The following is a 23,987-nucleotide window of genomic DNA, read 5'->3' on the forward strand; positions in this document are numbered from 1 at the left end:
CGGCGGGTCGTTTCGGACCCATCGAGTGGGCGGCGGCGAGTCGCCCCCGCCCAGGCGAGCAACTGTGCGGCGACCAGGTCATCGCGGTCGACGTCGACGGTGCGGCAGCGCTGTTCGGTGTGCTGGACGGCCTGGGCCACGGACCAGCCGCCGCCGGCGCCGCGCTCGCGGGCGTCGAGGCGCTGACCAGGGCCCGTGGGGAGCGGCTGGAGGTACTGGTCGCGCTCTGCCACCGGGTGCTGACCGGTACCCGGGGCGCCGCGATGTCGTTGGCTCGCATCGATTTTCAGAGCAGCAAGCTGAGCTGGACCGGGATCGGCAATGTCCGCGCGAACTTGCTGGCCAAGAGCGTCAGTGGCGTCCAAGTCCGATCCAGCGCCCGGTTGGTCGGCGGCATCGTGGGCTACCGGATCCCGGAAACCCGCCCCGCCCAGGTGGTTTCGATGCGCACCGGCGATCTGCTGGTCATCACCAGCGACGGCATCTCCGACGACTACGTCGACCATATCGACTTCGCGGCTTCCGCTGTTGACATCGCAGAGCAGGTGCTGGAAAAGCATGCCAAGGAATCCGACGACGCCATGGTGCTGACGGCACGCCACCGGGGTATCTCGACATGACCTACACCGACGACTTTCACGACCAGTACCGGGCGGCGCTGCGGGCGTACCTAAAGACCCGCAACGAGGACAGCCTGGCAGTGGGGCACGAACTCGGCCGCAGGGCTCTGCAGGAACAGATCAGCATGCTCGACATCATCGAGAACACCTTCTGGCTGCTCGACGAACTCTCCAAGACCGAACCGGTCGACCGCGGCACCGCACTGGAGTTCGTGCTGCAGACACTGGCGCCCTTGGACGTCGCAACCCGCGGGTTCATCGACGGCACAAGGCGATACGCGCAGGAACGGGCGCGCGCCGAAGACCTTGCCGACCGGGACAGGTTCCGGACGGCGCTGGTGAACTCGCTACAGGAGGGATTCTTCGTCGCCGACGAGCACGGCGCCGTCGTGGAGGTCAACAACGCCTTCGCCGATATTCTCGGATACGGCGCGGCGGGTTTGCCGTATCCGTGGCCTCAGCCGTGGCTGGTGGACAGGGAAGGCACGTACCAGGAGCAGCAGCGGGTCCGTGAGTTGGGCAGTGCCGACTACGAGATCCCGGTCCGCCATCAGGACGGGCACCTGGCCTGGGTGGCCGTGAGCATCAACGCGGTTCGCGATCCAGACGGTGGACCCGCCGTATACGTCGGAACGGTCCGCGACGTCACCGCACAGCGGGCCTTCGCCGCCCGGGAAAGCGCGGTGATGCGCTTGGCCACATCCGTCAGCGTGGCCAAGAGCGTGGCCGAGGTGCTCGAGATCACCCTCGACGAGAGCCGCACCGCGGTCGACGTAAGCCGCGTCGTCGCGGTGATGTGGCCGTCCGGCGAAGGCGAACCCACCGTCGTGACGGCCGGGGACCCCCCTGAATCTAGCTGGCGCGCAATGGATCCACTGCTGTGCGAGATCTTCCAGGACTCCCGGCACCAGCTGCCGCTGACCGCGAAGACGGTCGAGTGCCCGGATAGTCCCGGCCGGGCACAGGGTTTGGTCGCCATGCTGTCCGGCGCCGGGGACGTGGCCCTGTGGCTGGAACTGGCTTCACCCCGCTGGGTGAGCGCCGAGGACAAGCTGCTGGTGACGATGCTCATCGGTCACTTGAGCCTGGCCATCCAGCACGTCCGGCAGTTCGAGGCCGCACGGGTGACTTCGATGACGCTGCAACGGGCGATGCTCCCGCCGATGACGCCGCCGCCCGGCTTTGCGGTGCGCTATGAGCCGGCGGTGCCGCCGCTGGAGATCGGCGGCGACTGGTACGACGTACTGGAGATCGACGAACGCCGCATCGGCATCGTCGTCGGAGACTGTGTGGGCCGCGGTTTGCCGGCAGCCGCGATCATGGGCCAGCTGCGCAGTTCCGCGCGGGCTTTGCTGCTCACCGGCGCCAAACCCGCCGTGCTGCTCGAACAACTCGACGCTGCGGCGTCGCTGATTCCCGACGCGTACTGCACGACGGTGTTTCTGGCGATACTCGACACCGAATCCGGCGTGCTCGAATACAGCAACGCCGGTCACATGCCCGCCGTGCTCGTCAAGAGCGAAGCCGGCGCACCCACCGAGACGATGCTGCTCACCGGCGCCAGTTCGGTACCGCTTGCGGTGCGGCGCAACGAAACTCGACCGCAGGCTGCCGAGCTGCTGCCGCCGGGCTCGATGCTGATGTGGTTCACTGACGGTTTGGTGGAGCGCCGGCACGAGTCCATCGACGACGGGCTCGCCCGCGTCGCGGCTGTTCTGACGGATGCGATCGGACTGCCCATCAGCGCCGTCGCCGACGCGGTGCTGGACCAGTTGGCGCCGGCCGGGGGATACGACGACGACGTCGCCATGGTCGTCTACCGGCATCGGCTGGCACCACTGCGCATCGAGACCAAGGCCATCGCAGAAAACCTGGCGCCTATCCGTTGGGCGTTGAGTTCCTGGCTGGGCGCCGCGGAGATCTCGGAGCTGCAAGCCGCCGACATCGTGCTGGTCATCAGTGAGGCCTGCACCAACTGCGTCGAGCACGCCTACGAAGGACACGAGGTCGGGACCATGCTGCTGGAGATGACGGGGACCGCCAACGAGATCCGTGCGCGGATCGCCGACTCGGGGTCGTGGAAGCCACCTGCCGCCGACCCGGGTAACGGCGGCCGCGGCCTGCCGCTGATGAAGGTCATGAGCGAGTCGATGCAGATCGACAACCGCCCGGACGGCACCGCCGTCGACGTCGTCTTTCGTTTGCCTGCCCGCTAGCGGGGTAAAACATCGTGGTGACCCACACGTCGATCACCGTTGAACCCGCCCTGCCGGCGGCACACGGTCCGCTGTCGACGGCCGTGCGCCGGATTCTGACCACGCCGGCCTTGCGCGAGCCGTCGAGCCGCGTCGGGGCGTCGGTGCGCGACTCCGATCCCTACGGCCTGGACCTGCAGCTGGCGTTGTACATGTGCTACGAGTTGCATTACCGCGGTTTCGCGTCGGTGGATCCGGGTTGGGAATGGAATCCCGGCCTGCTGGCGCTGCGGGCAGAACTGGAACGCGTGTTCTTGTCTGGCGTTCGCCGCGACGTGGGACCCATCGACGCCGGTCACACCGCCGCGGCGGAGATGGAAGCGCTGACGATCGAGCCCAAGAGCGGCACCGGCCCGTCCTACTATCTTCGGGACAGCGGGACCTGGGAGCAGATGCGCGAGTACTTCGTCCATCGCTCGCTGTATCACCTCAAAGAGGGCGATCCGCACGCGTTTGCGATACCGCGCCTGACCGGCACCGCCAAGGCGGCGTTCGTCGCGATCGAGTTCGATGAGTACGGCGCCGGCCGGGGTCCGCGGATGCATCAGCAGCTGTTCGCGGACCTGTTGATCGCGGCGCAACTGGATTCGACCTATCTCGGCTATCTGGACGCGGTCCCGGCCGAGTCGCTGGCAGCGGTCAATCTTATGTCGATGTTCGGCCTGCACCGGCGGTTGCGCGGGGCCGCGGTGGGGCACTTCGCTTCCATCGAGATCACCTCGCCGCCGGGTTCCCGCCGCATGGTCGACGCGCTGCAGCGGATGCAGGCGCCGGAGGCCTGCGCGCACTTCTACCGCGAGCACGTGGAAGCCGACGCGGTCCATGAGCATGTGGTGCGCATCGACGTGGTCGGCGATCTGCTGGCCCGTGAACCTCAACTGGACAGCGACGTCGTCTTCGGCATTCGCGCGCACGCCGCTGTCGAAGACCGGCTGGCCGACGCGCTGATGACCGCCTGGCAGCAGGAACGATCGTCGCTGCGGCGGCCGCTGAGCTGAGTCAATGCTCCGCGTTCAGTAGGCCCTCGACTTTGGGGCCGCGGCATCTGCGGTGGCTGGTGTCGCACAGCGGGTAGTCCTGGCTGCGCCGGCATGTGCACACGGCAACCATGAAGCGATCGGACTCGATCACGTCACCGTTGGGCGTCTCGATCCGCGCCGGTCCAGAAACCAGCACCGGCCCGTTGGGTATCACCTGTACGCGGGTAGTGCTCACGGCTTGTCTGCCCGGATCACCACGATCTTCTCCTTCTGGCAGCCGCGCGCTACGAAACCGGCCTGCTCCAGCCATTGTGCTCGGGCGGTCAACACCGGCCCGTACGGAATCAGCTGAGATGCAACGACATCGGCCTGGAGCCCGGTCGCCCGCAACGATTCCAAGGTCTGCTCGACACCTGCGAGAGCCGAGTGCACCAGCAACAGCGACCCGCCGTCCGCCAACAGCTTCGACGCTGACCCGCACAACGGGTCCAGTACCAGACGCCCGTCGGGGCCGGCGTTGTAGGCGCGGGACGGGCCGGCAATCGAGGCGATCGCGCCCGTGTCGTCACGGGGCGGGGTCGGCACATAAGGCGGGTTGGACACCACGACGTCGAACGGGCCCTGGTCCAGAGCCTTCACCCAAGATCCTTGCCGCACGTCGACATCGACGCCGGCGCCGGCGGCATTGCCTCGCGAATAGTTGACGGCGGAGGGACAGATGTCGTAGGCCGTCACACTGGCACATCCCATCTCGGCAGCCGCTATCGCGACGAATCCCGACCCGGTGCACAGATCGAGCACGCGCCGCCCGGGAATAAGACCCGTTCGTCGCATCGTGTCGACCAGCAGGTAGGAGTCATATTGGGGTTGGTAAACCCGCTCGGCGACCAGAGTTTCGGCTGGCACTGAATATGTGGTCGTCACGGCAAGCCTTTCTCGACCCGTCGAGGGAGTAGGCCGTGGCGATCACGGCTCGGCATTTTAGTTTCCCCGGAATGGTTCTTTGAAACCGATTTCAGGAATTTGTGGCTATGTGGACGAATCGGCGGGCGCATCGGCGAAATGCCGCAAGATCGTTGAACAAAAGGCCGACAAGTCTTTCGGGGACCGACTGGTGATCAGATTCTTGTCGACCACCACCTCTTCGTCGACGACCCTCGCTCCCGCGTTACGGAGATCGGTGCGGATGCTCGGGTAGGACGTGAGTTTGCGTCCGGCCACGACGCCCGCCTCCACCAGGGTCCACGGGCCGTGACATATTGCGGCAACGGGCTTTCCGCTTTCTACAAAGTCCCGCACGAACGAGACCGCGGACTTGTCCAGGCGCAACTTGTCCGGGTTCACGGTGCCGCCGGGCAGCACCAGCCCGTCGTAATCGCCGGGCGAGGCATCTGACACCATGCGGTCGACTTTGATCGTTCCGGCGGGCTCGAGATCGTGGTTGCGAGCTTCGATTTCACCATCTTTCAACGACACGATGTCTACCTGCGCACCAGCCTTTCGCAGGGTGTCGCGGGGTTGCTCGAGTTCGACCTTTTCTACGCCGTCGGCTGCCAGGATCGCAATTTTTTTGCCGCCCAGAATCATTGGAACTATCTCCTCATGGATTTAGGACAACCTTTGTGCAGTTGTCCTGCTTGTGTTTGAAGATCTCGTAGCCCTGGGGAGACTGATTCAACGGCAGATGATGGCTGATGATCGCTGTCGGGTCGATTTCACCGTTGCGGATCCGGTCGAGCAGCGGACGCATGTAGCGCTGCACGTGGCACTGCCCGGTCTTGATGGTCAACGAGCGATTCATCACCGCTCCGATCGGGAACTTGTCCATCATTCCGCCGTAGACGCCGACGACCGAAATGGTGCCGCCGTTGCGGCAGCTCATCGCCGCTTCCCGAAGTGCATGTGGCCGTTCGGTTTCCAGTCGCGCCGCCTGCTTCACCCGGTCGTAGGCGTCTACCACGGTCGATCCGTTTCGGGCCTCCATGCCCACCGCGTCGATACAGTGGTCCGGGCCGCGGCCGGCGGTCATCTCCCGCAACTCTTCGAGCACCGACGTTTCCGCGAAGTTCAGCGGCGTCGCACCCAGTCGTTCGGCCAACTCCAGCCGGTAGGGCACCTGGTCGATGATGATGACCTGCGACGCTCCGAGCAGCTTCGCACTGACCGCCGCGAACAACCCTACCGGGCCGGCGCCCCACACCGCGACGACGTCGTCGGGAGTGATGTCGCACATTTCGGCGGCCATGTAGCCCGTCGGCAAGATGTCGGAGAGGAAGAGGGCCTGGTCGTCGGTCAGGTCGTCCTCGATCTTCAGCGGCCCGACGTCGGCGAACGGAACGCGGGCGTATTCCGCCTGCCCGCCGGCGAATCCGCCCAGCATGTGCGAGTAGCCGAACAGTCCCGCCGGCGAATGACCCATCAGCTTCTCGGCCATTCCCGCGTTGGGATTGGAGTTCTCACAGAGCGAATACAGGTCGCGGTCACAGGCCGAGCACGAGCCACACGCGATGGGGAACGGCACCACCACCCGGTCACCGACGGTGAGGTTGTCGACCCGCTTGCCGACTTCGACTACCTCACCCATGAATTCGTGGCCGAGGATGTCGCCGCGTTTGACGGTCGGGATGTAGCCATCGTAGATATGCAGGTCCGAGCCACAGATGGCGGTAGAGGTGACCCGCACGATGGCATCCCGGTCGTTCAGAATTTTCGGGTCCGGAACCGACTGCACCTCAACACTATTGCGCCCCGCCCAGACAGTAGCCTTCATGGTTGCACCACCTTGCCTGTGGGTTGAGCCGGCTGCTGATGGAGTTGCCGCCGCGCGACGGTGCCCTCGGGGGATCCGTCGGAGCGCAGCACCTGACCCGTCTCCATAATCTGTTTGAAGCGGCGGAGGTCGTCGCTGACCTGCTGCTCGGGAGACTCGCCCAGGAGGCTGGCCGCTGCTTTGCCGAGTACTCCACCGGGCATCTGATAGGCGATGGTGACACGCACTTCAGTGCCCCTGCCGGCGTGATCGGGTGTGAAGTCGACGCACCCGCTGTTCTCAATTCCCGAGCCAGGCACTGATTGCCAGGCGATCCGCTTGCCGGGCAGGTCTTCGACGATCCGGGCATCCCACTGCACAGGCTGTCCGACCGGCGAATTGGCAACCCAATGTGACTGCCCGTCATCGGTGTTGGTGACCGAACGTAGGTGATACATGAACTCGGGCAGGTTCTCCAGATCGCGCCAGAAGCCGTAAACCTCTTCCGGACTGCGCATTACGGTGATCGAGGCGCGGAGCGTGCGGTGCTGCTGCGCGCCCCCATGGCGGGCGGTATCTGCGCGGGTGGCACGCAGGGTGGCATACAGGTCCGCCCCGCCGATCGCGGTGAGCGCGCCGAGGGTGATCATGCCGCGCCGACGCCGGCCGGGGCCACGTCGGAGCACTCCGGCCGCCAGAAACGCGACATCCAGTACGTCGCCGGCGACGCGGGTCCAGACGAGTCGGTCCGGGCCAGCCAACAGCGCTGCGCCGTGACCACATTCACGCATACCGAGGGCTCGGATGATGGTGCGTGAGCGTGTGGTCTCGTCAACACCGGCGAGGGCTGCAATCTTTCCCGGTAGCAGAATCTCGGAGATGCCCAGGCCCAGACTGGCGACCCCCAGCCCCTTCACCAACGCCGCCGTCTTGCTCGCCAACGGATCATTCATGTACCAAACTCCTTGCTTTGCCGACAATTTGGCAGCCGCGTCATCGAGCGCTGCCGCCGGATGCTGCCTACGGATGCTGGCGTCGGAGGCTGCCGTCGGATGCTGTCGAGATACCCCGGCGATGGTTGCCCAAACGTGGCGGCGCCCGTAATGACTCAACCCGCGGCGCTGCGCAGGGCGTCCAGCAGTGGTTCAGCGGCTTCCTTGAGGAATTGCTCCTGAGACTGCCCGCCGATCTGGATGAGTGCGATATCGGTGAATCCGGCTTCCCAGTAGGACCTCGCAGCGTCCACGATCGCGTCCAGATCCGGCCCGCAAGGAATTCGGTCGGCGACGTCATCGGGCCGCACGAACTGGGTTGCGCCGGCGAATCCTGCGGGCGTCGGCAGGTCCGCGTTCACCGCCCAGCCGCCGGCAAACCAGCGGAACTGATCATGGGCACGGGCGATCGCCGCGTCGCGGTCGGGATCCCAGCACACCGGCAACTGTCCGACAACGCGGCCAGCCCCGGGCCAGCCGCCGCTCTGACGCGCGGTCCGCCAGGCGTCGACCAGTTCCTGGTCTGGTTCCACCGCGATGAGGTGATCAGCCAGTTTGCCGAACTTCTCCACTCCCCGGGCGCCAGCCATCGCCACACCGATTGCGGGCGGCACGTCAGGCACGTCCCACAGGCGCGCGGAATCCACCTGGAAGTAGTCACCGCGCCAGTCGACCAGTTCGCCACCGAATAGTTCGCGGATGATTTTGATCGCCTCGCGCAACATGTCCTGCCGGCGCTCGACGGTGGGCCACCCCTTACCGACCACGTGTTCGTTGAGGTTTTCACCACTGCCCACGCCGAGCGTGAATCGTCCGTCGGCGAGAATCTGCACCGTGGCCGCCTGTTGCGCGACGATCGCGGGGTGGTAGCGCATCGTGGGACAGGTTACGTAGGAATACAGATCCACCCGTTCGGTGGCGTGCGCCACGGCGCCCAGTACCGCCCAGGCGTTGGGGGCATGCCCCTGCGAAGCCAGCCAGGGTGAGAAGTGGTCGCTGCAGACTTCGAAGTCGAATCCCCGCTGCTCTGCCGAAACAGCATCGCGCACAAGCTCTTTCGGGCCCGTTTGCTCCGTCATCAAGGTATACCCGAACCGTGCCATACCTGACGGGTACCCTGCTGCCCGCGCGGCAAACGGTGCGTGGTGCCGACATCGGCGGGATCGCCGAGGTGCTGGGCTTAAAAGGGTGGGGGTTCGTTGTCGGGTGGGGCGGGGCCGTCGGTGGTGTGGTGGGCGGCGATGCGGGTTTGGTGGTTGGCGCGGCGTTCGGCGGCCACGCGTTGGGCGCGGTCTTGGGTGCGGGTGCGCCGGCGTTGGGGCATCATCGCAGTGCGTTGGGCGCAGTAGTCCTGCGGTGGGGTTTGGGCTTCGGGGGCGGGCATCCCACCCACGGCGTGGCACAGGCTGGGAAACAGCAAGGCACTGCCCGGGGTGGTGACGTGGGTGTCCCCGGCCGGGGAGGTCAGGATCAAGGTGCCGTCAGCGAGTTGTTGTTCGCTCCAGCCCCAGAACGTTTTCAGCAGGTGGTGAGTGCGGCAGTAGCACTTGAGGTTGCCGGCATGGGTGGGCCCGCCCCGGGCATAGGCGATGGTGTGGTCGAGATCGCAGCCAGTGGCCGGCACCTCACAACCCGGCCACCGGCACGTCAGATCCCGGGCCCGCACGAAAGCGGCCAACGCGGCCGACGGGGTGTAGTGGGGTTCGGGTGCGTGGTAGCCGGGGTGGATCAGCGGTACCCGCTTAGCGGTCAACGCCAACTCCGCTAAGAGTTCGGCGGTGATGAGGTCCTCACCGCCCAGCACACACCCCGGGACGTCACTGTGGCCGTTGAGGGTGGCCTGTTCGGCGATCACATGGATCACAACCGGCGAGGACGCCTTACCCCCGCCCGCGGTGCAATCGTCGCGCCCGCACTCACAGCCCAGCCGGGTCGCTCCGGCGGCCAGCGCCCCCAACGCATCGGCGCGGCGCTGGGCCAGCGTGCGCGGATCATTCGGGCACACCGTGGCCGCCAACCCCGACAGCCGCGCATCGACAGCCTGAGCGTCGGTGGCACGCAGCCGCCCATCAATCTGAGACAGCCCCTCATACACGCCGCCGATCCACACCTCCCGCTCGGCCTGCACCTTCTGGCGGCGCCGCACCGCATCCACATCGGCGCGAGTCACGATCGCGTCCACCTTCTGCGACAGCCGACCCCGACTCAGCGACGGCCAGCGCGCCACCCGCGCCGCGATGGCGGCATCCACCGCCGCCAGCACCTGCGGGTCCTCGATCAGATCGGTGCGGAACACGATCGTGGAAAACGCCTCCAGATCGATGTCCCCGGCACAAAACACCGCCGCCACCGCCGGCAACCGCTCCCGCATCGCCCGGGCATACCGCAGCTTGGTCTCCGCGCGCCCCTGGCTGATCTTCTGCCCCGCGGCCACCTCCCCCGCCACCGCCTTGAACGTGTCGATCGCCCACTGCCCCGCCTCTGCACCCGGCACCAGGCGGTGGGCGAACAACTGCCCGATCGCCACCAACTCCGCAGCCATGTCCTGGTTGACCGAGCGCGCCGCCCCCACGATCCGCGCCATCCAACCCACCGATTGCTCAGTCTCCTCCAACAGAGCCCGCCGGTGGGCCAACACCTCCCGATAGCCGTCATACTCCGCCATCCCCGGCGCAACGAACGGCAATCTATCGAACATACGTTCTATAGTACCTGCTCACCCCGACACCGCGGGCGCGTCAGATTGGCACAGCGCACAGCAATCACCGAGATGACCGCGACCCGTTACCAGGCGGCGAGTAAGCGCGGTAAGGGAGTGATCCCGGATGAGTTGTGTGCCAATACCGGCTGGCATCGCAGTCATGCCCGTAAGGCGCTCAAAGCCGCGCTGGCGCCCACGGTCGTCACCATGCGCAGTGCTCGGCCGGTGAAGTACGGACCCGAGGTCATCGCGGCGCTGACGATCTGCGGGACGGTGCTGGGCATGCCCGCCGGCAAACGGCTCGCGTCGATGCTCGTCGGGCTGGTGGCTGTGTGCGCGTGGGCACAAGCCGAGTTCGCTGATCCGAAGTCAGATCCCGACACGTACCTGGGCCCGATGGGATGACGCTGTGCCCGGCTTCGTCGAGATCGACACGGTCTTCCACGACGGCGGCAACCGGGATGGAGGCCATGCGTTCACGTTGACGGTCACCGACATCGCCACCGGTTGGACCGGAAGCCGCCCGCTACCGGATAGGACGGCCAAACACGTACTGGCCGCCCTCAATCACATCGCCGCCTCGATGCCGTTCCCGATCCCAGCAGAAACTGGTATCCAAAATCCGCACAGGCGCCAAGGTATCCAGGAAACACGACAAGGCCACCACCCCGTTTCACCCGGCGACCGACCACCCGAGCATGACCGTGGACCGTATCGTGGGGCTCACGCGGACCTACTCGCTGATCAATCCAGCCGCCACCCAACGCCAGATTCAGGCGTTGACCAACCGTCTCTTCACCCTGACCACCAGCAAAGCACCAGTGAGCATCCCCGCCCCAGTCACCAAGCGCGCACGCTCACGTGCGGCAACCAACCGTCCGTCGCGCGCATCTTGACATGAGGCAACTCGGCGACACGTTGACTGCGATGTCTCTTGACATCGGTGATCGAGCACACTCGGCTCGCGATCGCGGTGACATATGTGGGCAACGGATGAACCCGCGGTCACACGCCAAGACCGGCAAACGTCACCGGTGTCTTGACCGATGACAACACCGACGCCCAACCCGCCGTCGCACGCCGTGGGTCAGAGCCGGTCTTTGACCGCCGCAGACAGCCGCGCCCCGTCCGCCTTGCCCTCCGCGATTCCGGTCGCGACCTTCATCACCAGGCCCATCTCCTTCTTGGAAGGCGCGTGGCCGAGGGTCTCGGCGACCTGGGCGATCGCGGTCTCGACGACATCGACCACTTCGGCCTCAGTCAGTGGCGTCGGCAGGTACTCGTCGATGATTCGCGCCTCGGCATGCTCGTTGGCGGCGAGCTCACCGCGGCCGTTCTGCGTATATATCTCGGCGGCCTCGCCACGCTTGCGGGACTCTCTGGCCAGCACCTTGAGCACCTCGTCATCGGAGAGCTCCTTGGCCGCCTTCCCCGAGACCTCCTCCGTCTGAATCGCGGCCAACAGCATGCGTAACGTCGCAGTCCGTAACTTGTCCTGCGCCTTCATCGAGTCGGTCAGGTCCGCCCGCAGCCGGGATTTGAGTTCCGCCATTCCAGAGACGCTACGCGCTGACCCGGGGACCTACATTGAGAAATGCACCAACCGCCGACAGGATGTACCCCATGACAATCGACGACAGCCGCTGCCTACGGTGAGCACGCTGCCGCCTGAACACCCGGATGAGGGTTCATCGGCGTACGAGCCGCCTCCCGCCTACGAGCCGCCTCCCGCCTACGGGCCGCCGCCGGCATACGCCGCACCGGCCGGCTACGGCCCGCCCCAGGGCTACGGCCCGCCCCAGGGCTACGGCCCGCCCCAGGGCTACGGCCCGCCCCAGGGCTACGGCCCGCCCCAGGGCTACGGCCCGCCCCAGGGCTACGGCCCGCCCCAGGGCTACGGCCCGCCACCCGGCTACGGCCCGCCTGGCTACGGCCCGCCACCCGGCTACGGCCCGCCTGGCTACGGCCCACCACCGGGCTACGGCCAACCCGGCTACGGCCCGCCGCTGATCCCGGGGGCCGCCAAACCCGGCATCATCCCGCTACGCCCGCTCACGCTGAGTGACATCTTCAACGGGGCGGTCGGCTACATCCGCGCCAATCCGAAGCCGACCTTGGGCCTCACCGCGATGGTCGTAGTGGTCATGCAGGTCATCTCCCTACTCGCCGCCATCGGCCCACTGGCCGCGGCGAACTCGCTGGAAACCGACAGGTCCGAGCCCAGCCTCGGAACCCTCGGCGCCTGGATGGCATCGCTGGGCGGCAGCGCGCTGGTCAGCTGGCTGGGCAGCATCCTGCTCAGTGGGATGCTCACCGTCATCGTCGGGCGGGCGGTGTTCGGCTCGCCGATCACCATCGGTGAAGCGTGGGCCAAGGTCCGCGGTCGGCTCCTGGCCCTGCTCGGCCTCGCGCTGTTGGAGTCCGTCGGATTGGCCGTGATCATCGGGTTGGTGGTGGTGATCCTGATCGGCGTCGGCGTCGCCGCCAATGCCGGCGTGGCAGTACTGCTCGGATTCCCGCTGCTCCTGCTGGTGGCTGCGCTTGTGACCTACGCGTACACGGTGCTGATCTTCGCACCGGTGCTGATCGTGCTGGAAAGGTTGCCCGTTTTCGACGCCATCACAAGATCTTTCCGCTTGGTGCGCAACGGCTTCTGGCGCGTACTCGGCATCCGCGTGCTGGCCGCCATGGTGGTGGGCATCGTCGGCGGTGCCATCTCGGCGCCGTTCAGCATCGTCGGCCAGATCCTGATGATGGGAGCGTCGAGCACCACAACGCTGTTGGTCGGCACCGCACTTTCGTCCATCGGAGGTGGCATCAGCCAGATAGTCACCACGCCGTTCGTCGCCGGCGTCGTCGTCTTGTTGTACACCGACCGGAGGATCCGTGCCGAGGCGTTCGATCTGGTGTTGCAGACCGGCGCTGCCGGCGGGCCGGCCGCCGTGGATTCCACCGACAACCTCTGGCTAACCCGGCCTTACTAGGGAAGTACCGACTGACAGTGCCCGCCATCGACATCGACCGCGATGCCGCGCATGACGCTGCGCAGCGCGAGCTGAACAAGCCGATCTATCCCAAACAGACGCTGACCGACGTGATCTTCGACAAGATCAACGAGTTCCTGCTCAAGCTGTTGCTCAAGACGTCCCACATATCGGGCGGATGGTTCACCGTCACCGTGCTGCTGATCGTAGTGGCCGTCGCCGTCTTCGTCGCGGTGCGCATCGCGCGGCGAACCATACGCACCAACCGCGGTGGGGATTACGAATTGTTCGACGCGGGTCAACTGACCGCTGCACAACACCGCGCTACCGCAGAAGCCTTTGCGGCCGAAGGCAACTGGGCGGCCGCCATCAGACACCGGCTACGCGCAGTCGCCCGCGAGCTGGAGGAGACCAACGTGTTGACGCAGGTTCCCGGCCGCACCGCCAACGAGCTGGCTCACGACGCCGGTGCAGCGCTGCCTCATCTCGCCGCCGAGTTAACGCAAGCGGCAACGGCTTTCAACGATGTCACCTACGGCGAGCGGCCCGGCACTCAAGCTGCCTACCAGATGATCGCCGATCTCGACGATCATCTGCGCTCGCGCTCTGCCGCATCAAGTGCCGTGACGCAACCCACGCCACCGGACTCCTGGGCGAAGGTCCGATGACGTCCACGCGTCCCGATGCGCCGACCGGCACCGTGCAGCAGAGACGCCCCTGGCGTGGGGTGCTACTCACACTGGCAGCGCTGGTGATCGTCGCGACGATCACCACCTACCTGACGGCGCCACGACCCGGGGGCACCATGGACCCCGAAGCCACCAGCCCGGCCGGCGCGCACGCTCTGGTAACGCTGGTGCGCGAGGCCGGTGTCGAGGTCGTCGTCGCCAACACGGTCGCCGAAGTGCGCGGCGCGGCCCGGGCGGACACGCTGCTGCTGGTGGCGCAGTCGCAGTACGTCACCGACAACGAGCTGCTGCGCAAGCTGGCCGATGCCCCCGGCGATCTACTGCTGGTCGATCCGACCTCACGCGCCCGCGCGGCACTGACGCCACACCTGCGGATCGGGGCTGCCAGCAACTTCATCAGCGAGCCGAATTGCCCTCTGCGAGAAGCTAATCGGGCTGGTGTGGTGAATCTCGGGCCCAGCGACGCGTACCGGGCGAAGGGCGATCTGGACCTCGTCAGCTGCTACGGCGGGGCACTGGTCAGCTATCGAGACGGCGGCCGCACCGTCACGGTGGTCGGCACCAGCCACTTCATGCAGAACGACGGGCTGCTGGAAGAAGGCAACGCCGCATTGGCGATGAATCTCGCGGGCACCCGGTCCCGCCTCATCTGGTACGCCCCACAACGCGTGGAGGGGCACACGTCGGCACCCGGGTCCATCATGGACCTGATCCCGGGGAACGTGACGTGGCTCGTCTGGCAGCTATGGCTGGTGGTGATTCTGGTCGCGCTGTGGAAGGGCCGCAGGATCGGTCCGCTGGTTGCCGAAGAACTCCCGGTGGTGGTGCGCGCCTCGGAGACGGTGGAAGGCCGGGGCCGTCTCTACCGTTCGCGACGGGCCCGGGACCGCGCTGCCGAGGCGCTGCGCACCGCGACGCTGCAACGCCTGGTTCCCCGACTCGGTCTGGGGCCCAACGCGGCACCGCCCGCGGTGGTGATCACGGTGGCCCAGCGCGGTGGCGCCGACCCGGACTTCGTGCAGTACCAACTGTTCGGACCCCCGCCGGCCAATGACTCCGACCTACTCCACTTAGCCCGCGCGCTCGACGACATCGAAAGGCAGGTCACCCACTCGTGACAGAACCGGATTCCGCCCGCCAGGCATTGCTGGGATTGCGCGCCGAGATCGGCAAGGCCGTCGTCGGACAGGAAGGCGTCGTCAGCGGCCTGGTGATCGCACTGCTGTGCCGCGGCCACGTGCTGCTGGAAGGTGTTCCCGGCGTTGCCAAGACGCTCATGGTCCGGGCCCTGGCCGCGGCGCTGCAGCTGGAGTTCAAGCGGGTTCAGTTCACGCCGGACCTGATGCCCGGTGACGTCACCGGCTCGCTGGTCTACGACACCCACACCGCCGAGTTCGCCTTCCGGCCAGGGCCGGTCTTCACCAATCTGCTGCTGGCCGACGAGATTAACCGGACGCCGCCCAAGACGCAGGCGGCACTGCTCGAGGCGATGGAAGAGCGTCAGGTCAGCGTGGACGGTGAGCCGAAACCGCTGCCCGACCCGTTCATCGTGGCCGCCACCCAGAACCCGATCGAGTACGAGGGCACCTATCAGCTGCCCGAGGCCCAGCTCGACCGTTTCCTGCTCAAGCTGAACGTCGCGCTGCCCCCGCGCGAGGCCGAGATCGCAATCCTCGGCCGACACGCTCACGGCTTCGATCCGCGCGACCTGTCCGCGATCAAACCCGTCGCGGGGCCGGACGAGCTGGCCGCGGGACGTGAAGCGGTGCGCCAGGTGCTGATCGCCGACGAGGTGCTCGGCTACATCGTCGACATCGTCGGAGCAACCCGCAATTCCCCCGCCCTACAGCTGGGGGTGTCGCCACGCGGGGCCACCGCACTGCTCGGTACCGCCCGGTCGTGGGCCTGGCTGTCCGGCCGCAACTACGTGACACCGGACGACGTGAAGGCCATGGCCCGTCCGACGCTGCGGCACCGGATCATGTTGCGTCCGGAAGCCGAGCTGGAGGGCGCGACGCCCGACGGCGTGCTGGACGGCATCCTGGCCTCGGTTCCGGTGCCACGCTAGTGATTCTCACCGGCCGGACGGGGCTCTTCGCGCTCCTCAGCGTACTGCCGATCGCGGTATCACCATGGCCGGCAAGAGCTTTCGTGATTCTGTTGACATTGCTGGCCGTCGTGGTGAGCATCGACGTGGCCCTGGCTGCCAGCACCCGGCGGCTGCGATTCACCCGATCCCCGAATGGATCGGCGCGATTGGGTCAGCCGGTGGATGCGGGCCTGCTGATCCACAACGACGGCCGGCGCCGGTTCCGCGGTCAGGTGCGAGATGCCTGGCCGCCCAGTGCGCGCGGCGAGCCGAGGACCCACCGACTGCTCATCGCGTCCGGTCAGAGCCAGCAGGTGCACACGCAATTGCGGCCGGTGCGGCGAGGCGACCAACGTGCCGCGGTGGTGACGGGGCGTTCGATCGGCCCGCTGGGTTTCGCCGGCCGGCAGAGTTCCCAATCGGTGCCCGGACAGGTGCGGGTGCTGCCGCCCTTCCTGTCCCGCAAACACCTGCCGTCGCGGCTGGCGAAGTTGCGGGAAATCGACGGCTTGCTGCCCACGCTGATTCGGGGGCAGGGCACCGAATTCGATTCGCTGCGCGAGTATGTCGTCGGTGACGACGTCCGCTCGATCGACTGGCGGGCCAGCGCCCGACGGACCGACGTCATGGTCCGCACCTGGCGGCCCGAGCGGGATCGCCGCGTGGTGATCGTGCTGGACACCGGCCGTATGGCAGCCGGACGGGTCGGTGTCGATCCGACGGCCGCCGACCCCGCCGGCTGGCCACGGCTGGACTGGGCGATGGATGCGGCGCTGTTGTTGGCGGCGTTGGCATCTCGGGCCGGCGACCATGTCGACTTCCTCGCCCACGACCGATTGACCCGCGCCGCTGTCTTTGGCGCCTCGCGCACCGAACTGCTTGCCCAACTGGTGGACGCGATGGCCCCACTGCAGCCGGCACTCGTCGAATCTGATTGGCGGGCAATGGTTGCCGCTATCCTGCGGCGTACCCGACGGCGATCGCTGGTGGTGTTGCTCACCGACTTCAACTCGACCGCCCTAGAAGAGGGTTTGCTGCCGATATTGCCGCAGTTGTCGGCCAAACATCATGTGCTAGTAGCCGCGGTGTCCGACCCACGGGTCGACGAGCTGGCAGCCGGGCGCAGCGACGCGGCCGCGGTCTACGACGCGGCGGCCGCCGAACGTTCCCGCAACGAGCGGCGGGGCATTGCCTCCCGCCTGCGCCGCAGCGGGGTGGAGGTCGTCGACGCGCCACCGACGGACATCGCGCCCGGCCTTGCCGACCGCTATCTGGCGATGAAGGCGACCGGGCAGCTCTAAGCCCGGGCGCCCACCGCAAGGTTCACGGCACCGTATCGGCGCGTGGCGGCGCGCGATTCACGCTCGGCGCGGGGAGAGGCTCAACCGGTGGGGACATAGTCGGGGGCGTCCTCGATGTCACCGGTTTCGCCCGCAGCAACGCCGCGCCGACCGAAATAGACGATGTAAGAAAGGAACGCCACCTCGGCGAGCACACCGATACCGATCCGCGCGAAAGTGGGCAGCGGCGACGGCGTCACCATCGCCTCGATCAACCCCGAGACCAGCAGCACGGCGACCAACCCCACTGCCACCGACACCACGCCGCGGCCTTCTTCGGCCAGGACCTGACCCCGGGGTCGGTCGCCCGGGGAAATCACCGACCACCCCAGCCGCATACCGACCGCTCCGGCCAGGAACACCGCCGTCAGCTCCAGCAACCCGTGCGGCAGCAGCAAACCAAGCAGCAGAGTGCCCTTGCCGGCCGGGAACATCAGACCGGCGATCACCGCCACATTGGCCGCGTTCTGGAAGAGCACGAACGGTATGGGCGCGCCGAGCACCACCGACATCGCGATGCACTTCGCGGCCACCCACGAGTTGTTCACCCAGACCTGCAGGGCGAACGCCGCGGCTGGGTGCTCGCTGTAGTAGGACTCGACGTCGTGGTTGATCAGTTGATCGATATCGGCCGGCGTTCCGACGGCGGACTGTACCTCCGGACTGCCTGCCACCCAGAACGCCATGACCACGACCACAGCGAAGAACGCGCCCGCAGTCGCCAACCACCATCGCCAAGAGCGATAGGCAACCACCGGGAACGACACCGTCCAGAACCGGACGAAAGTGCTGCTCAGTGGGGCGTGCGCGCCGGTGACCGCGGAGCGGGCGCGGGCGACAAGGCTGGATAGCCGGCCGGTGATCAGCGAGTCCGACGACACCGACCGCAAGATCGACAGATGGGTGGACACGCGCTGATACAGCTCGACGAGTTCGTCGATCTCGGCGCCGGTGAGCGAACGGCGCTTCTTGATCAACTGGTCGAGCCGGTCCCATGTGCCTCTATGGGTGAGAAGGAACGCGTCGACGTCCACTTGGGCAGCCTACCCAGCCTGTAGCGTTTCGAGGTATGTCGGAGGTGGTGACCGGCGACGCCGTGGTGCTCGACGTCCAGATAGCCCAGTTACCCGTGCGCGCGGTCAGCGCGATCATCGATATCGCCGTCATCTTCATCGCGTACATCCTGGGCCTGATGCTGTGGGCTGCCTCCCTGGCGCAGTTCGACGAGGCACTGACCGTCGCATTCCTGATCATCTTCACCGTGCTGGCGATGGTCGGCTACCCGGTCGGGATCGAGACGGCGACCCGGGGGCGCTCGGTGGGCAAGATGGTGATGGGTCTGCGAGTGGTGTCCGACGACGGCGGGCCAGAAAGATTCCGCCAAGCGCTATTTCGGGCCCTGGCCGCGGTGGTGGAGATCTGGATGCTGCTCGGGAGTCCCGCGGTGATCTGCAGCGTGCTGTCACCGAAGGCCAAGCGGGTCGGCGACATGTTCGCCGGCACCGTCGTGGTCAGCGAACGCGGGCCCCGAATCGGGCCACCACCGGTGATGCCACCGGCCCTGGCCGGCTGGGCGGCGTCGTTGCAGCTCTCCGGGTTGACCTCCGGCCAGGCTGAGGTGGCCCGTCAGTTTCTCTCGCGGGCACATCAACTCGACCCGGCGCTACGTAATCAGATGGCCTACCGGATAGCCAGCGACGTGGTGTCCCGCATCGCTCCCCCACCCCCGCCCGGCGTGCCGCCGCAGCTGATTCTCGCCGCGGTACTCGCCGAACGGCACCGTCGGGAGTTGGCTCGGCTGCGCCCAGCAACGGCGGCGGGCTGGCCGCCGCAGCAGGGCTGGCCGCCGCAGCAGGGCTGGCCGCCGCAGCAGGGCTGGCCCCAGCAGCAGGGCTGGCCCCAGCAGCCCCAGCAGCCCCAGCAGCAGAGTTGGCCGCCTCAACACCCGCCCCAGGGCTGGGCGCCCGCGCCCGCGCCGCCGCCCGCTCCTGCGGCACCACCGCCGGACCCTGAGTCAGGCGGCTTCTCATTGCCGACTTAGTACTGGGCGACGCTGGCCGCCAGGATGGCGACATCCGTCACCAATAACGCCAATCCGAGAAGCGGAACCGCGATGCCTCCGCGCCGCTTGGCGGTGAAGACCGAGGCGACGATCACCAGTACGGCGACCAGCGGCGGACCGTAGAAGAAGAGGTCGAAACTCAGCCCGTCGCCGAGGTTCGGGCAGCTGTTCCCGGTGCATGAGGCGGTGCTCATCACGGCACCGAGCGCGAAAAGCATGGCTATCGCTGATCCGGGCACCGTCAGCAGCGCGAGCACCCAGTTGACCCGTGAACGAGCCCGTCCATCCTCGGCGATCGTCTGGTTGCCGTTGTTGCCGTTCACCCGTGGGGTGCTACCCGGCGTTCGGGGTGCGCAAACGATCGCCCGTTGCAACCCTAGGTTGCCATCCGATAGTTAGCGATATATCGTGATGCATAACGATACACCGGAGAGTGTCGTCGACACCTCCCCTGAACCGAAGGACTCAACACATGAACAGCCACTTCACTCCCCCCGCTGGCCCCTTCGGCCCGCGACCCGGCTTCGGGTTCGGCCCTGGCCCGTTGCAGCGACGAGCCCTCCACGGCGCCCGGCGTCAGGCCCGGCGGGAATTCTTCGAGAACCTCCGCGACCAGGCCGGTGATCACGGCGGACCAGCAGGGTTCGGTCCCGGATTCGGCCCAGGCTTCGGTCCTGGTTTCGGCCCAGGCTTCGGATTCGGCCCGGGTGGCCGCGGCGGACGCCGAGGCGGGCGCAGCCGCCGCGGTGACGTGCGGGCCGCCATCCTGGTGCTGCTGAACGAGCGGCCCATGCACGGCTACGAGATGATCCAGCAGATCGCCGAACGCAGCAACGGAATCTGGAAGCCGAGTCCCGGTTCGGTGTATCCGACTCTGCAACTGCTCGACGACGAGGGTCTGATCACCGCCAGCGACACCGACGGCAGCAAGAAGCTGTTCGAGCTGACCGACGACGGCCGCGCCGCAGCGGCGAAGGTGGACACCCCGCCGTGGGACGAGATCGCCGAAGGCGTAGATCCGGGGCATATCACCCTGCGGACAGCGGCCCGCCAATTGTTCGGGGCGGTCGGACAGTCGGTCCACGCCGCCAACGCGGAGCAACAGCAACGCATCGTCGACGTGCTCAACAACGCACGCCGGGAGATCTACGGGATTCTCGGCGAGGACTGAGGAAGGCCGTGTGAGCGGACCGGTAGATGTGCCCGCCTGAAGAGACGCTCCTCGGTTCTCCAGCGCCGGAACGGGTCAAAAACGGCCTACTGATCAAGCGTCTGCAGGACTGGCTTCACCTCAGCCTCTCCTCGTCCATGCAACAGAGCGGCCCGCCACGGCCGACACACGAGGTGCAGCGATTGCCACCGAGGATGATCGGGGAGTTGGTCAGCCCACCCGGTCGCCGCACCCGGTGAACTCAGGACACGTCGACCCAGTCCAGGGTCCGCTGCACCGCCTTGCGCCAACCCGCGTATCCCGCGGCGCGCTGGTCGTCGTCCCAGTTCGGGGTCCAGCGCTTGTCCTCTCGCCAATTGGCGCGCAGTTCGGACGGGTCGGCCCAGAAGCCGACCGCCAGGCCCGCCGCGTAGGCAGCCCCCAACGCGGTGGTTTCGGCGACCACCGGCCGCACCACATCCACCCCCAGCACGTCGGCCTGGATCTGCATGCACAGATCGTTGCCGGTGATACCACCGTCGACCTTCAGGATCTCCAGGCGCACGCCGGAGTCGGCCTCCATGGCGTCCACCACGTCGCGACTCTGATAACAGATCGCTTCCAGCGTGGCGCGGGCCAGGTGAGCGTTGGTGTTGAAGCGCGACAGCCCGACGATCGCGCCGCGCGCATCGGATCGCCAGTAGGGCGCGAACAACCCGGAGAACGCCGGCACAAAGTACACCCCGCCGTTGTCGGCGACCTGCCTAGCCAGCGACTCGCTCTGCGAGGCGCCGCTGATGATGCCCAGCTGGTCACGCAGCCACTGCACCGCCGAACCCGTCACCGCGATCGACCCCTCCAGCGCGTAGACCGGTTTGGCGTCCCCGAACTGGTAGCACACCGTGGTGAGCAGGCCGTTGTCGGATCGCACGATCGTCTCGCCGGTATTGAGCAGCAGGAAGTTGCCGGTGCCGTAGGTGTTTTTCGCCTCTCCGGCGTCCAGACACACCTGGCCGACCATCGCCGCATGCTGGTCGCCGAGCACGCCGCTGATGGGTACCTCTCCCCCGATGGGGCCGGTATCGGACGTGACGCCGTAGGGCTGCAGCGGCGACGACGGCTCGATCTTGGGCAACATCTCCCGGGGAATGGAGAAGAACGACAGCAACTCGTCGTCCCAGTCCAGCGTTTCCAGATTCATCAGCATGGTCCGGCTGGCATTGGTCACGTCCGTGACGTGCACGCCACCGCGCGGACCGCCGGTCAGGTTCCACAACACCCAGGTGTCGGCGGTGCCGAACAGCGCGTCGCCCTTTTCCGCCGCCGCGCGCACCCCGTCGACGTTCTCCAGGATCCACTGCAGCTTGCCGCCGGAGAAGTAGGTCGCCGGCGGCAGACCCGCCTTGCGCCGGATCACGTCGCCACGGCCGTCCCGGTCGAGCGCCGATGCGATGCGATCGGTTCGGGTGTCCTGCCAGACGATCGCGTTGTAGTAAGGCCGTCCGGTTCGGCGGTTCCACACCAGCGTCGTCTCCCGCTGGTTGGTGATACCAAGTGCCGCAATCTCTTTCGACGAAATATTGCTGGAGTTCAGAACGGACATCAACACCGACGCGGTGCGCTCCCAGATCTCGACCGGGTTGTGCTCAACCCAACCGGCCCGCGGCAGGATCTGGTCGTGTTCGAGCTGATGACGCGCCACCTCGGCGCCATCGTGATCAAAGATCATGCAGCGAGTACTCGTGGTGCCCTGGTCGATGGCTGCTATGAATTCCGGCGACTCAGCCAACTCGGCCTCTCCTAGGGTGACGTTGGACACTGCAGGTACATGATGGCGCAACGGCGGGCCGGGTTGCGCGCGGCCCGGGAAACCTGTTGCATCGGTCTGGTGGGCGAAGAGGTCAAGCGCACCACGTATGACCGCGCACAACGGCGGGAGTACCGGCGCAAAGTGCGGCTGTGTTTGGACGTCTTCGAGACGATGCTCGCCCGCGGTCGCTTCGATTCAGAGCGGCCGCTCACCGGCATGGAGATCGAATGCAACCTCGTCGACGCTGAATACCAGCCCGCGATGTCGAACCGATTCGTGCTGGACGCCATCGCCGATCCCGCCTACCAGACCGAATTGGGCGCCTACAACATCGAATTCAATGTGCCACCCCGCCCGCTGCCGGGACAGACCACCGTGGACCTGGAGAAAGAGGTCCGGGAAAGCCTCAACGACGCCGAGCTCAAAGCCAATGCCAGCGGCTCGCACATCGTCATGATCGGCATCCTGCCCACCCTGATGCCCAAACATCTGTCGCACGGCTGGATGAGCGAATCCAACCGGTACACCGCACTGAACGAATCGATCGTGGAAGCGCGCGGCGAGGACATCCCCATCAACATCGCCGGCCCCGAACCACTGAGCTGGCAGGCTGCTTCTATCGCACCCGAATCCGCTTGCACGAGCATGCAATTGCATCTACAGGTGGCTCCGGAGGACTTCGCCGCGAACTGGAACGCAGCGCAGGCCCTGGCCGGTCCTCAGCTGGCGCTGGCCGCCAACTCGCCGTATTTCTTCGGACACCACCTCTGGGCGGAAACCCGCATCGAACTTTTCGCCCAGTCCACCGACACCCGCCCCGAAGAGTTGAAGACTCAGGGGGTGCGGCCGCGGGTGTGGTTCGGCGAGCGCTGGATCACCTCCGCCGTCGACCTGTTCAAGGAAAACATCCGGTATTTCCCGTCGCTGCTGCCGGAACTGTCCGATGAGGATCCCGTGGCGGAGCTGACGGCCGGGCGCACGCCGCGCCTGGCCGAACTGCGATTGCATAACGGCACGGTCTACCGGTGGAACCGACCGGTGTACGACGTCTCGCACGACCTGCCGCAACTACGCCTGGAGAACCGGGTCTTGCCGGCCGGACCCACAGTTGTTGACATGCTCGCGAATTCGGCCTTCTACTACGGCATGCTGCGCACCATGTCCGAGGCCGAGCAGCCGGTGTGGTCCCAGCTCAGTTTCCCGCAGGCACATCGGAATTTCCTGGAGGCCGCCCGGCAAGGCATCCGGGCGCAGCTGCACTGGCCGGGTATCAGCGGGGAGGTGGACACTCAGAAGCTGGCGCTGGACACCCTGTTGCCGATGGCTCATGAGGGCCTGCGCCGGTGGGGGGTCGACGTCGAAGTCCGCGACCGCTTTCTCGGCGTCATCGAGGGTCGAGCCCGCGCCGGGCGCAATGGCGCCAGCTGGCAGGTGTCCACCGTCGGTGCGCTCGAGGACGCCGGCATGACCCGGCCGCGGGCCCTGGCGGAGATGCTGCGCCGCTACTGCGAGCACATGCACGCCAACGAACCGGTGCACACCTGGCCCGTCTGAGCCCGCGTAGGT

General features: G+C 66.8%; 22 protein-coding genes and 1 pseudogene. 12 read left to right on the forward strand and 11 right to left on the reverse strand.

What is annotated here, in order from left to right; all coding sequences use genetic code 11:
• Nucleotides 1-20: 20 nt before the first annotated feature.
• From JX552_RS29085 to JX552_RS29095, 3 genes are read left to right on the forward strand one after another with little or no spacing between them, the layout of a single operon-like run.
• Nucleotides 21-620: a SpoIIE family protein phosphatase gene (locus tag JX552_RS29085; RefSeq protein ID WP_241011230.1), complete on the forward strand. Its 600-nt coding sequence runs from the start codon at nt 21-23 to the stop codon at nt 618-620.
• Complete coding sequence (locus JX552_RS29090) at nt 617-2,836, forward strand: SpoIIE family protein phosphatase (RefSeq protein WP_205875260.1); 2,220 nt, start codon at nt 617-619, stop codon at nt 2,834-2,836. Before JX552_RS29085 ends, JX552_RS29090 begins: the two co-directional genes overlap by 4 nt.
• A 17-nt stretch (nt 2,837-2,853) precedes the next feature.
• Entirely contained in the window at nt 2,854-3,873 is a 1,020-nt protein-coding gene (locus JX552_RS29095; RefSeq protein ID WP_205875261.1) for an iron-containing redox enzyme family protein, read from the forward strand.
• A 1-nt stretch (nt 3,874) separates the two neighbouring features.
• Here JX552_RS29095 and JX552_RS29100 read toward each other — a convergent pair whose 3' ends face one another.
• From JX552_RS29100 to JX552_RS29130, 7 genes are all read right to left on the reverse strand, one after another.
• Nucleotides 3,875-4,090, reverse strand: a complete 216-nt coding sequence (locus tag JX552_RS29100) for a CDGSH iron-sulfur domain-containing protein (protein WP_241010761.1) — start codon at nt 4,088-4,090, stop codon at nt 3,875-3,877.
• Complete coding sequence (locus JX552_RS29105) at nt 4,087-4,779, reverse strand: HemK2/MTQ2 family protein methyltransferase (RefSeq protein WP_205875263.1); 693 nt, start codon at nt 4,777-4,779, stop codon at nt 4,087-4,089. Before JX552_RS29105 ends, JX552_RS29100 begins: the two co-directional genes overlap by 4 nt.
• A 105-nt stretch (nt 4,780-4,884) precedes the next feature.
• Complete coding sequence (locus tag JX552_RS29110; RefSeq protein WP_205875264.1) at nt 4,885-5,442, reverse strand: type 1 glutamine amidotransferase domain-containing protein; 558 nt, start codon at nt 5,440-5,442, stop codon at nt 4,885-4,887.
• Between the two features lie 13 nt (nt 5,443-5,455).
• Nucleotides 5,456-6,625: a zinc-dependent alcohol dehydrogenase gene (locus tag JX552_RS29115; protein WP_205875265.1), complete on the reverse strand. Its 1,170-nt coding sequence runs from the start codon at nt 6,623-6,625 to the stop codon at nt 5,456-5,458.
• Nucleotides 6,622-7,557, reverse strand: coding sequence for an SRPBCC family protein (locus JX552_RS29120; RefSeq protein WP_205875266.1), 936 nt, complete (start codon nt 7,555-7,557; stop codon nt 6,622-6,624). Before JX552_RS29120 ends, JX552_RS29115 begins: the two co-directional genes overlap by 4 nt.
• Nucleotides 7,558-7,712: 155 nt before the next feature.
• Nucleotides 7,713-8,699 carry an LLM class F420-dependent oxidoreductase gene (locus JX552_RS29125; RefSeq protein ID WP_205875267.1) on the reverse strand — a complete coding sequence of 329 codons (987 nt, stop codon included), beginning with the start codon at nt 8,697-8,699 and terminating at the stop codon, nt 7,713-7,715.
• 77 nt (nt 8,700-8,776) lie between these two features.
• Nucleotides 8,777-10,261 (reverse strand): HNH endonuclease signature motif containing protein, encoded by a 1,485-nt coding sequence (locus JX552_RS29130; RefSeq protein WP_205878300.1) that lies wholly within the window; start codon nt 10,259-10,261, stop codon nt 8,777-8,779.
• 105 nt (nt 10,262-10,366) lie between these two features.
• Here JX552_RS29130 and JX552_RS34355 point away from each other — a divergent pair.
• Nucleotides 10,367-11,193, forward strand: a pseudogene (locus tag JX552_RS34355) (hypothetical protein).
• 191 nt (nt 11,194-11,384) lie between these two features.
• On the opposite strand, the gene JX552_RS29140 reads toward JX552_RS34355, so the two are convergent.
• Complete coding sequence (locus JX552_RS29140; protein WP_205875268.1) at nt 11,385-11,849, reverse strand: GatB/YqeY domain-containing protein; 465 nt, start codon at nt 11,847-11,849, stop codon at nt 11,385-11,387.
• Between JX552_RS29140 and JX552_RS29145 the strand changes: the two genes are divergently transcribed.
• Genes JX552_RS29145 through JX552_RS29165 form a run of 5 tightly spaced genes read left to right on the forward strand, consistent with a single transcriptional unit; the run spans nt 11,848 to nt 17,360 of the window.
• Nucleotides 11,848-13,281, forward strand: coding sequence for a DUF7847 domain-containing protein (locus tag JX552_RS29145; RefSeq protein ID WP_431196018.1), 1,434 nt, complete (start codon nt 11,848-11,850; stop codon nt 13,279-13,281). The two genes, JX552_RS29140 and JX552_RS29145, sit on opposite strands and share 2 nt — an antisense overlap.
• A gap of 17 nt (nt 13,282-13,298) precedes the next feature.
• Nucleotides 13,299-13,949 (forward strand): DUF4129 domain-containing protein, encoded by a 651-nt coding sequence (locus JX552_RS29150; protein ID WP_205875270.1) that lies wholly within the window; start codon nt 13,299-13,301, stop codon nt 13,947-13,949.
• Entirely contained in the window at nt 13,946-15,088 is a 1,143-nt protein-coding gene (locus JX552_RS29155) for a DUF4350 domain-containing protein (RefSeq protein WP_205875271.1), read from the forward strand. The genes JX552_RS29150 and JX552_RS29155 overlap by 4 nt, the downstream gene beginning before the upstream one ends.
• Complete coding sequence (locus JX552_RS29160; protein WP_205875272.1) at nt 15,085-16,038, forward strand: AAA family ATPase; 954 nt, start codon at nt 15,085-15,087, stop codon at nt 16,036-16,038. Before JX552_RS29155 ends, JX552_RS29160 begins: the two co-directional genes overlap by 4 nt.
• Nucleotides 16,038-17,360 (forward strand): DUF58 domain-containing protein, encoded by a 1,323-nt coding sequence (locus JX552_RS29165; RefSeq protein ID WP_205875273.1) that lies wholly within the window; start codon nt 16,038-16,040, stop codon nt 17,358-17,360. Before JX552_RS29160 ends, JX552_RS29165 begins: the two co-directional genes overlap by 1 nt.
• An 80-nt stretch (nt 17,361-17,440) precedes the next feature.
• On the opposite strand, the gene JX552_RS29170 is transcribed toward JX552_RS29165, so the two are convergent.
• The gene (locus JX552_RS29170; RefSeq protein ID WP_205875274.1) at nt 17,441-18,433 is read right to left on the reverse strand and encodes a stage II sporulation protein M; all 993 of its coding nucleotides are present in this window, start codon (nt 18,431-18,433) and stop codon (nt 17,441-17,443) included.
• Nucleotides 18,434-18,468: 35 nt separating this feature from the next.
• Here JX552_RS29170 and JX552_RS29175 point away from each other — a divergent pair, with 35 nt between their 5' ends.
• The gene (locus JX552_RS29175) at nt 18,469-19,440 is read left to right on the forward strand and encodes an RDD family protein (RefSeq protein ID WP_205875275.1); all 972 of its coding nucleotides are present in this window, start codon (nt 18,469-18,471) and stop codon (nt 19,438-19,440) included.
• On the opposite strand, the gene JX552_RS29180 is transcribed toward JX552_RS29175, so the two are convergent.
• Nucleotides 19,437-19,784 (reverse strand): hypothetical protein, encoded by a 348-nt coding sequence (locus tag JX552_RS29180; RefSeq protein ID WP_205875276.1) that lies wholly within the window; start codon nt 19,782-19,784, stop codon nt 19,437-19,439. The two genes, JX552_RS29175 and JX552_RS29180, sit on opposite strands and share 4 nt — an antisense overlap.
• A 149-nt stretch (nt 19,785-19,933) precedes the next feature.
• On the opposite strand from JX552_RS29180, the gene JX552_RS29185 reads away from it, so the two are divergent.
• Nucleotides 19,934-20,632: a PadR family transcriptional regulator gene (locus JX552_RS29185; RefSeq protein ID WP_205875277.1), complete on the forward strand. Its 699-nt coding sequence runs from the start codon at nt 19,934-19,936 to the stop codon at nt 20,630-20,632.
• A 241-nt stretch (nt 20,633-20,873) separates the two neighbouring features.
• Here JX552_RS29185 and glpK read toward each other — a convergent pair whose 3' ends face one another.
• Nucleotides 20,874-22,430, reverse strand: coding sequence for a glycerol kinase GlpK (gene glpK, locus JX552_RS29190; RefSeq protein ID WP_205875278.1), 1,557 nt, complete (start codon nt 22,428-22,430; stop codon nt 20,874-20,876).
• A gap of 69 nt (nt 22,431-22,499) precedes the next feature.
• On the opposite strand from glpK, the gene JX552_RS29195 reads away from it, so the two are divergent.
• Nucleotides 22,500-23,975 carry a glutamate-cysteine ligase family protein gene (locus JX552_RS29195; RefSeq protein ID WP_205878748.1) on the forward strand — a complete coding sequence of 492 codons (1,476 nt, stop codon included), beginning with the start codon at nt 22,500-22,502 and terminating at the stop codon, nt 23,973-23,975.
• Nucleotides 23,976-23,987 lie beyond the last annotated feature (12 nt).

Source organism: Mycobacterium gordonae (assembly GCF_017086405.1).
GTDB lineage: Bacteria > Actinomycetota > Actinomycetes > Mycobacteriales > Mycobacteriaceae > Mycobacterium > Mycobacterium gordonae_D.

Coding starts and splice junctions, on each gene's coding strand:
- JX552_RS29090 (WP_205875260.1), top strand. CDS start 617: ATGACCTACACCGACGACTTTCACGACCAGTACCGGGCGGCGCTGCGG.
- JX552_RS29110 (WP_205875264.1), bottom strand. CDS start 5,442: ATGATTCTGGGCGGCAAAAAAATTGCGATCCTGGCAGCCGACGGCGTA.
- JX552_RS29115 (WP_205875265.1), bottom strand. CDS start 6,625: ATGAAGGCTACTGTCTGGGCGGGGCGCAATAGTGTTGAGGTGCAGTCG.
- JX552_RS29120 (WP_205875266.1), bottom strand. CDS start 7,557: ATGAATGATCCGTTGGCGAGCAAGACGGCGGCGTTGGTGAAGGGGCTG.
- JX552_RS29125 (WP_205875267.1), bottom strand. CDS start 8,699: ATGGCACGGTTCGGGTATACCTTGATGACGGAGCAAACGGGCCCGAAA.
- JX552_RS29130 (WP_205878300.1), bottom strand. CDS start 10,261: ATGGCGGAGTATGACGGCTATCGGGAGGTGTTGGCCCACCGGCGGGCT.
- JX552_RS29140 (WP_205875268.1), bottom strand. CDS start 11,849: ATGGCGGAACTCAAATCCCGGCTGCGGGCGGACCTGACCGACTCGATG.
- JX552_RS29155 (WP_205875271.1), top strand. CDS start 13,946: ATGACGTCCACGCGTCCCGATGCGCCGACCGGCACCGTGCAGCAGAGA.
- JX552_RS29175 (WP_205875275.1), top strand. CDS start 18,469: ATGTCGGAGGTGGTGACCGGCGACGCCGTGGTGCTCGACGTCCAGATA.
- JX552_RS29185 (WP_205875277.1), top strand. CDS start 19,934: ATGAACAGCCACTTCACTCCCCCCGCTGGCCCCTTCGGCCCGCGACCC.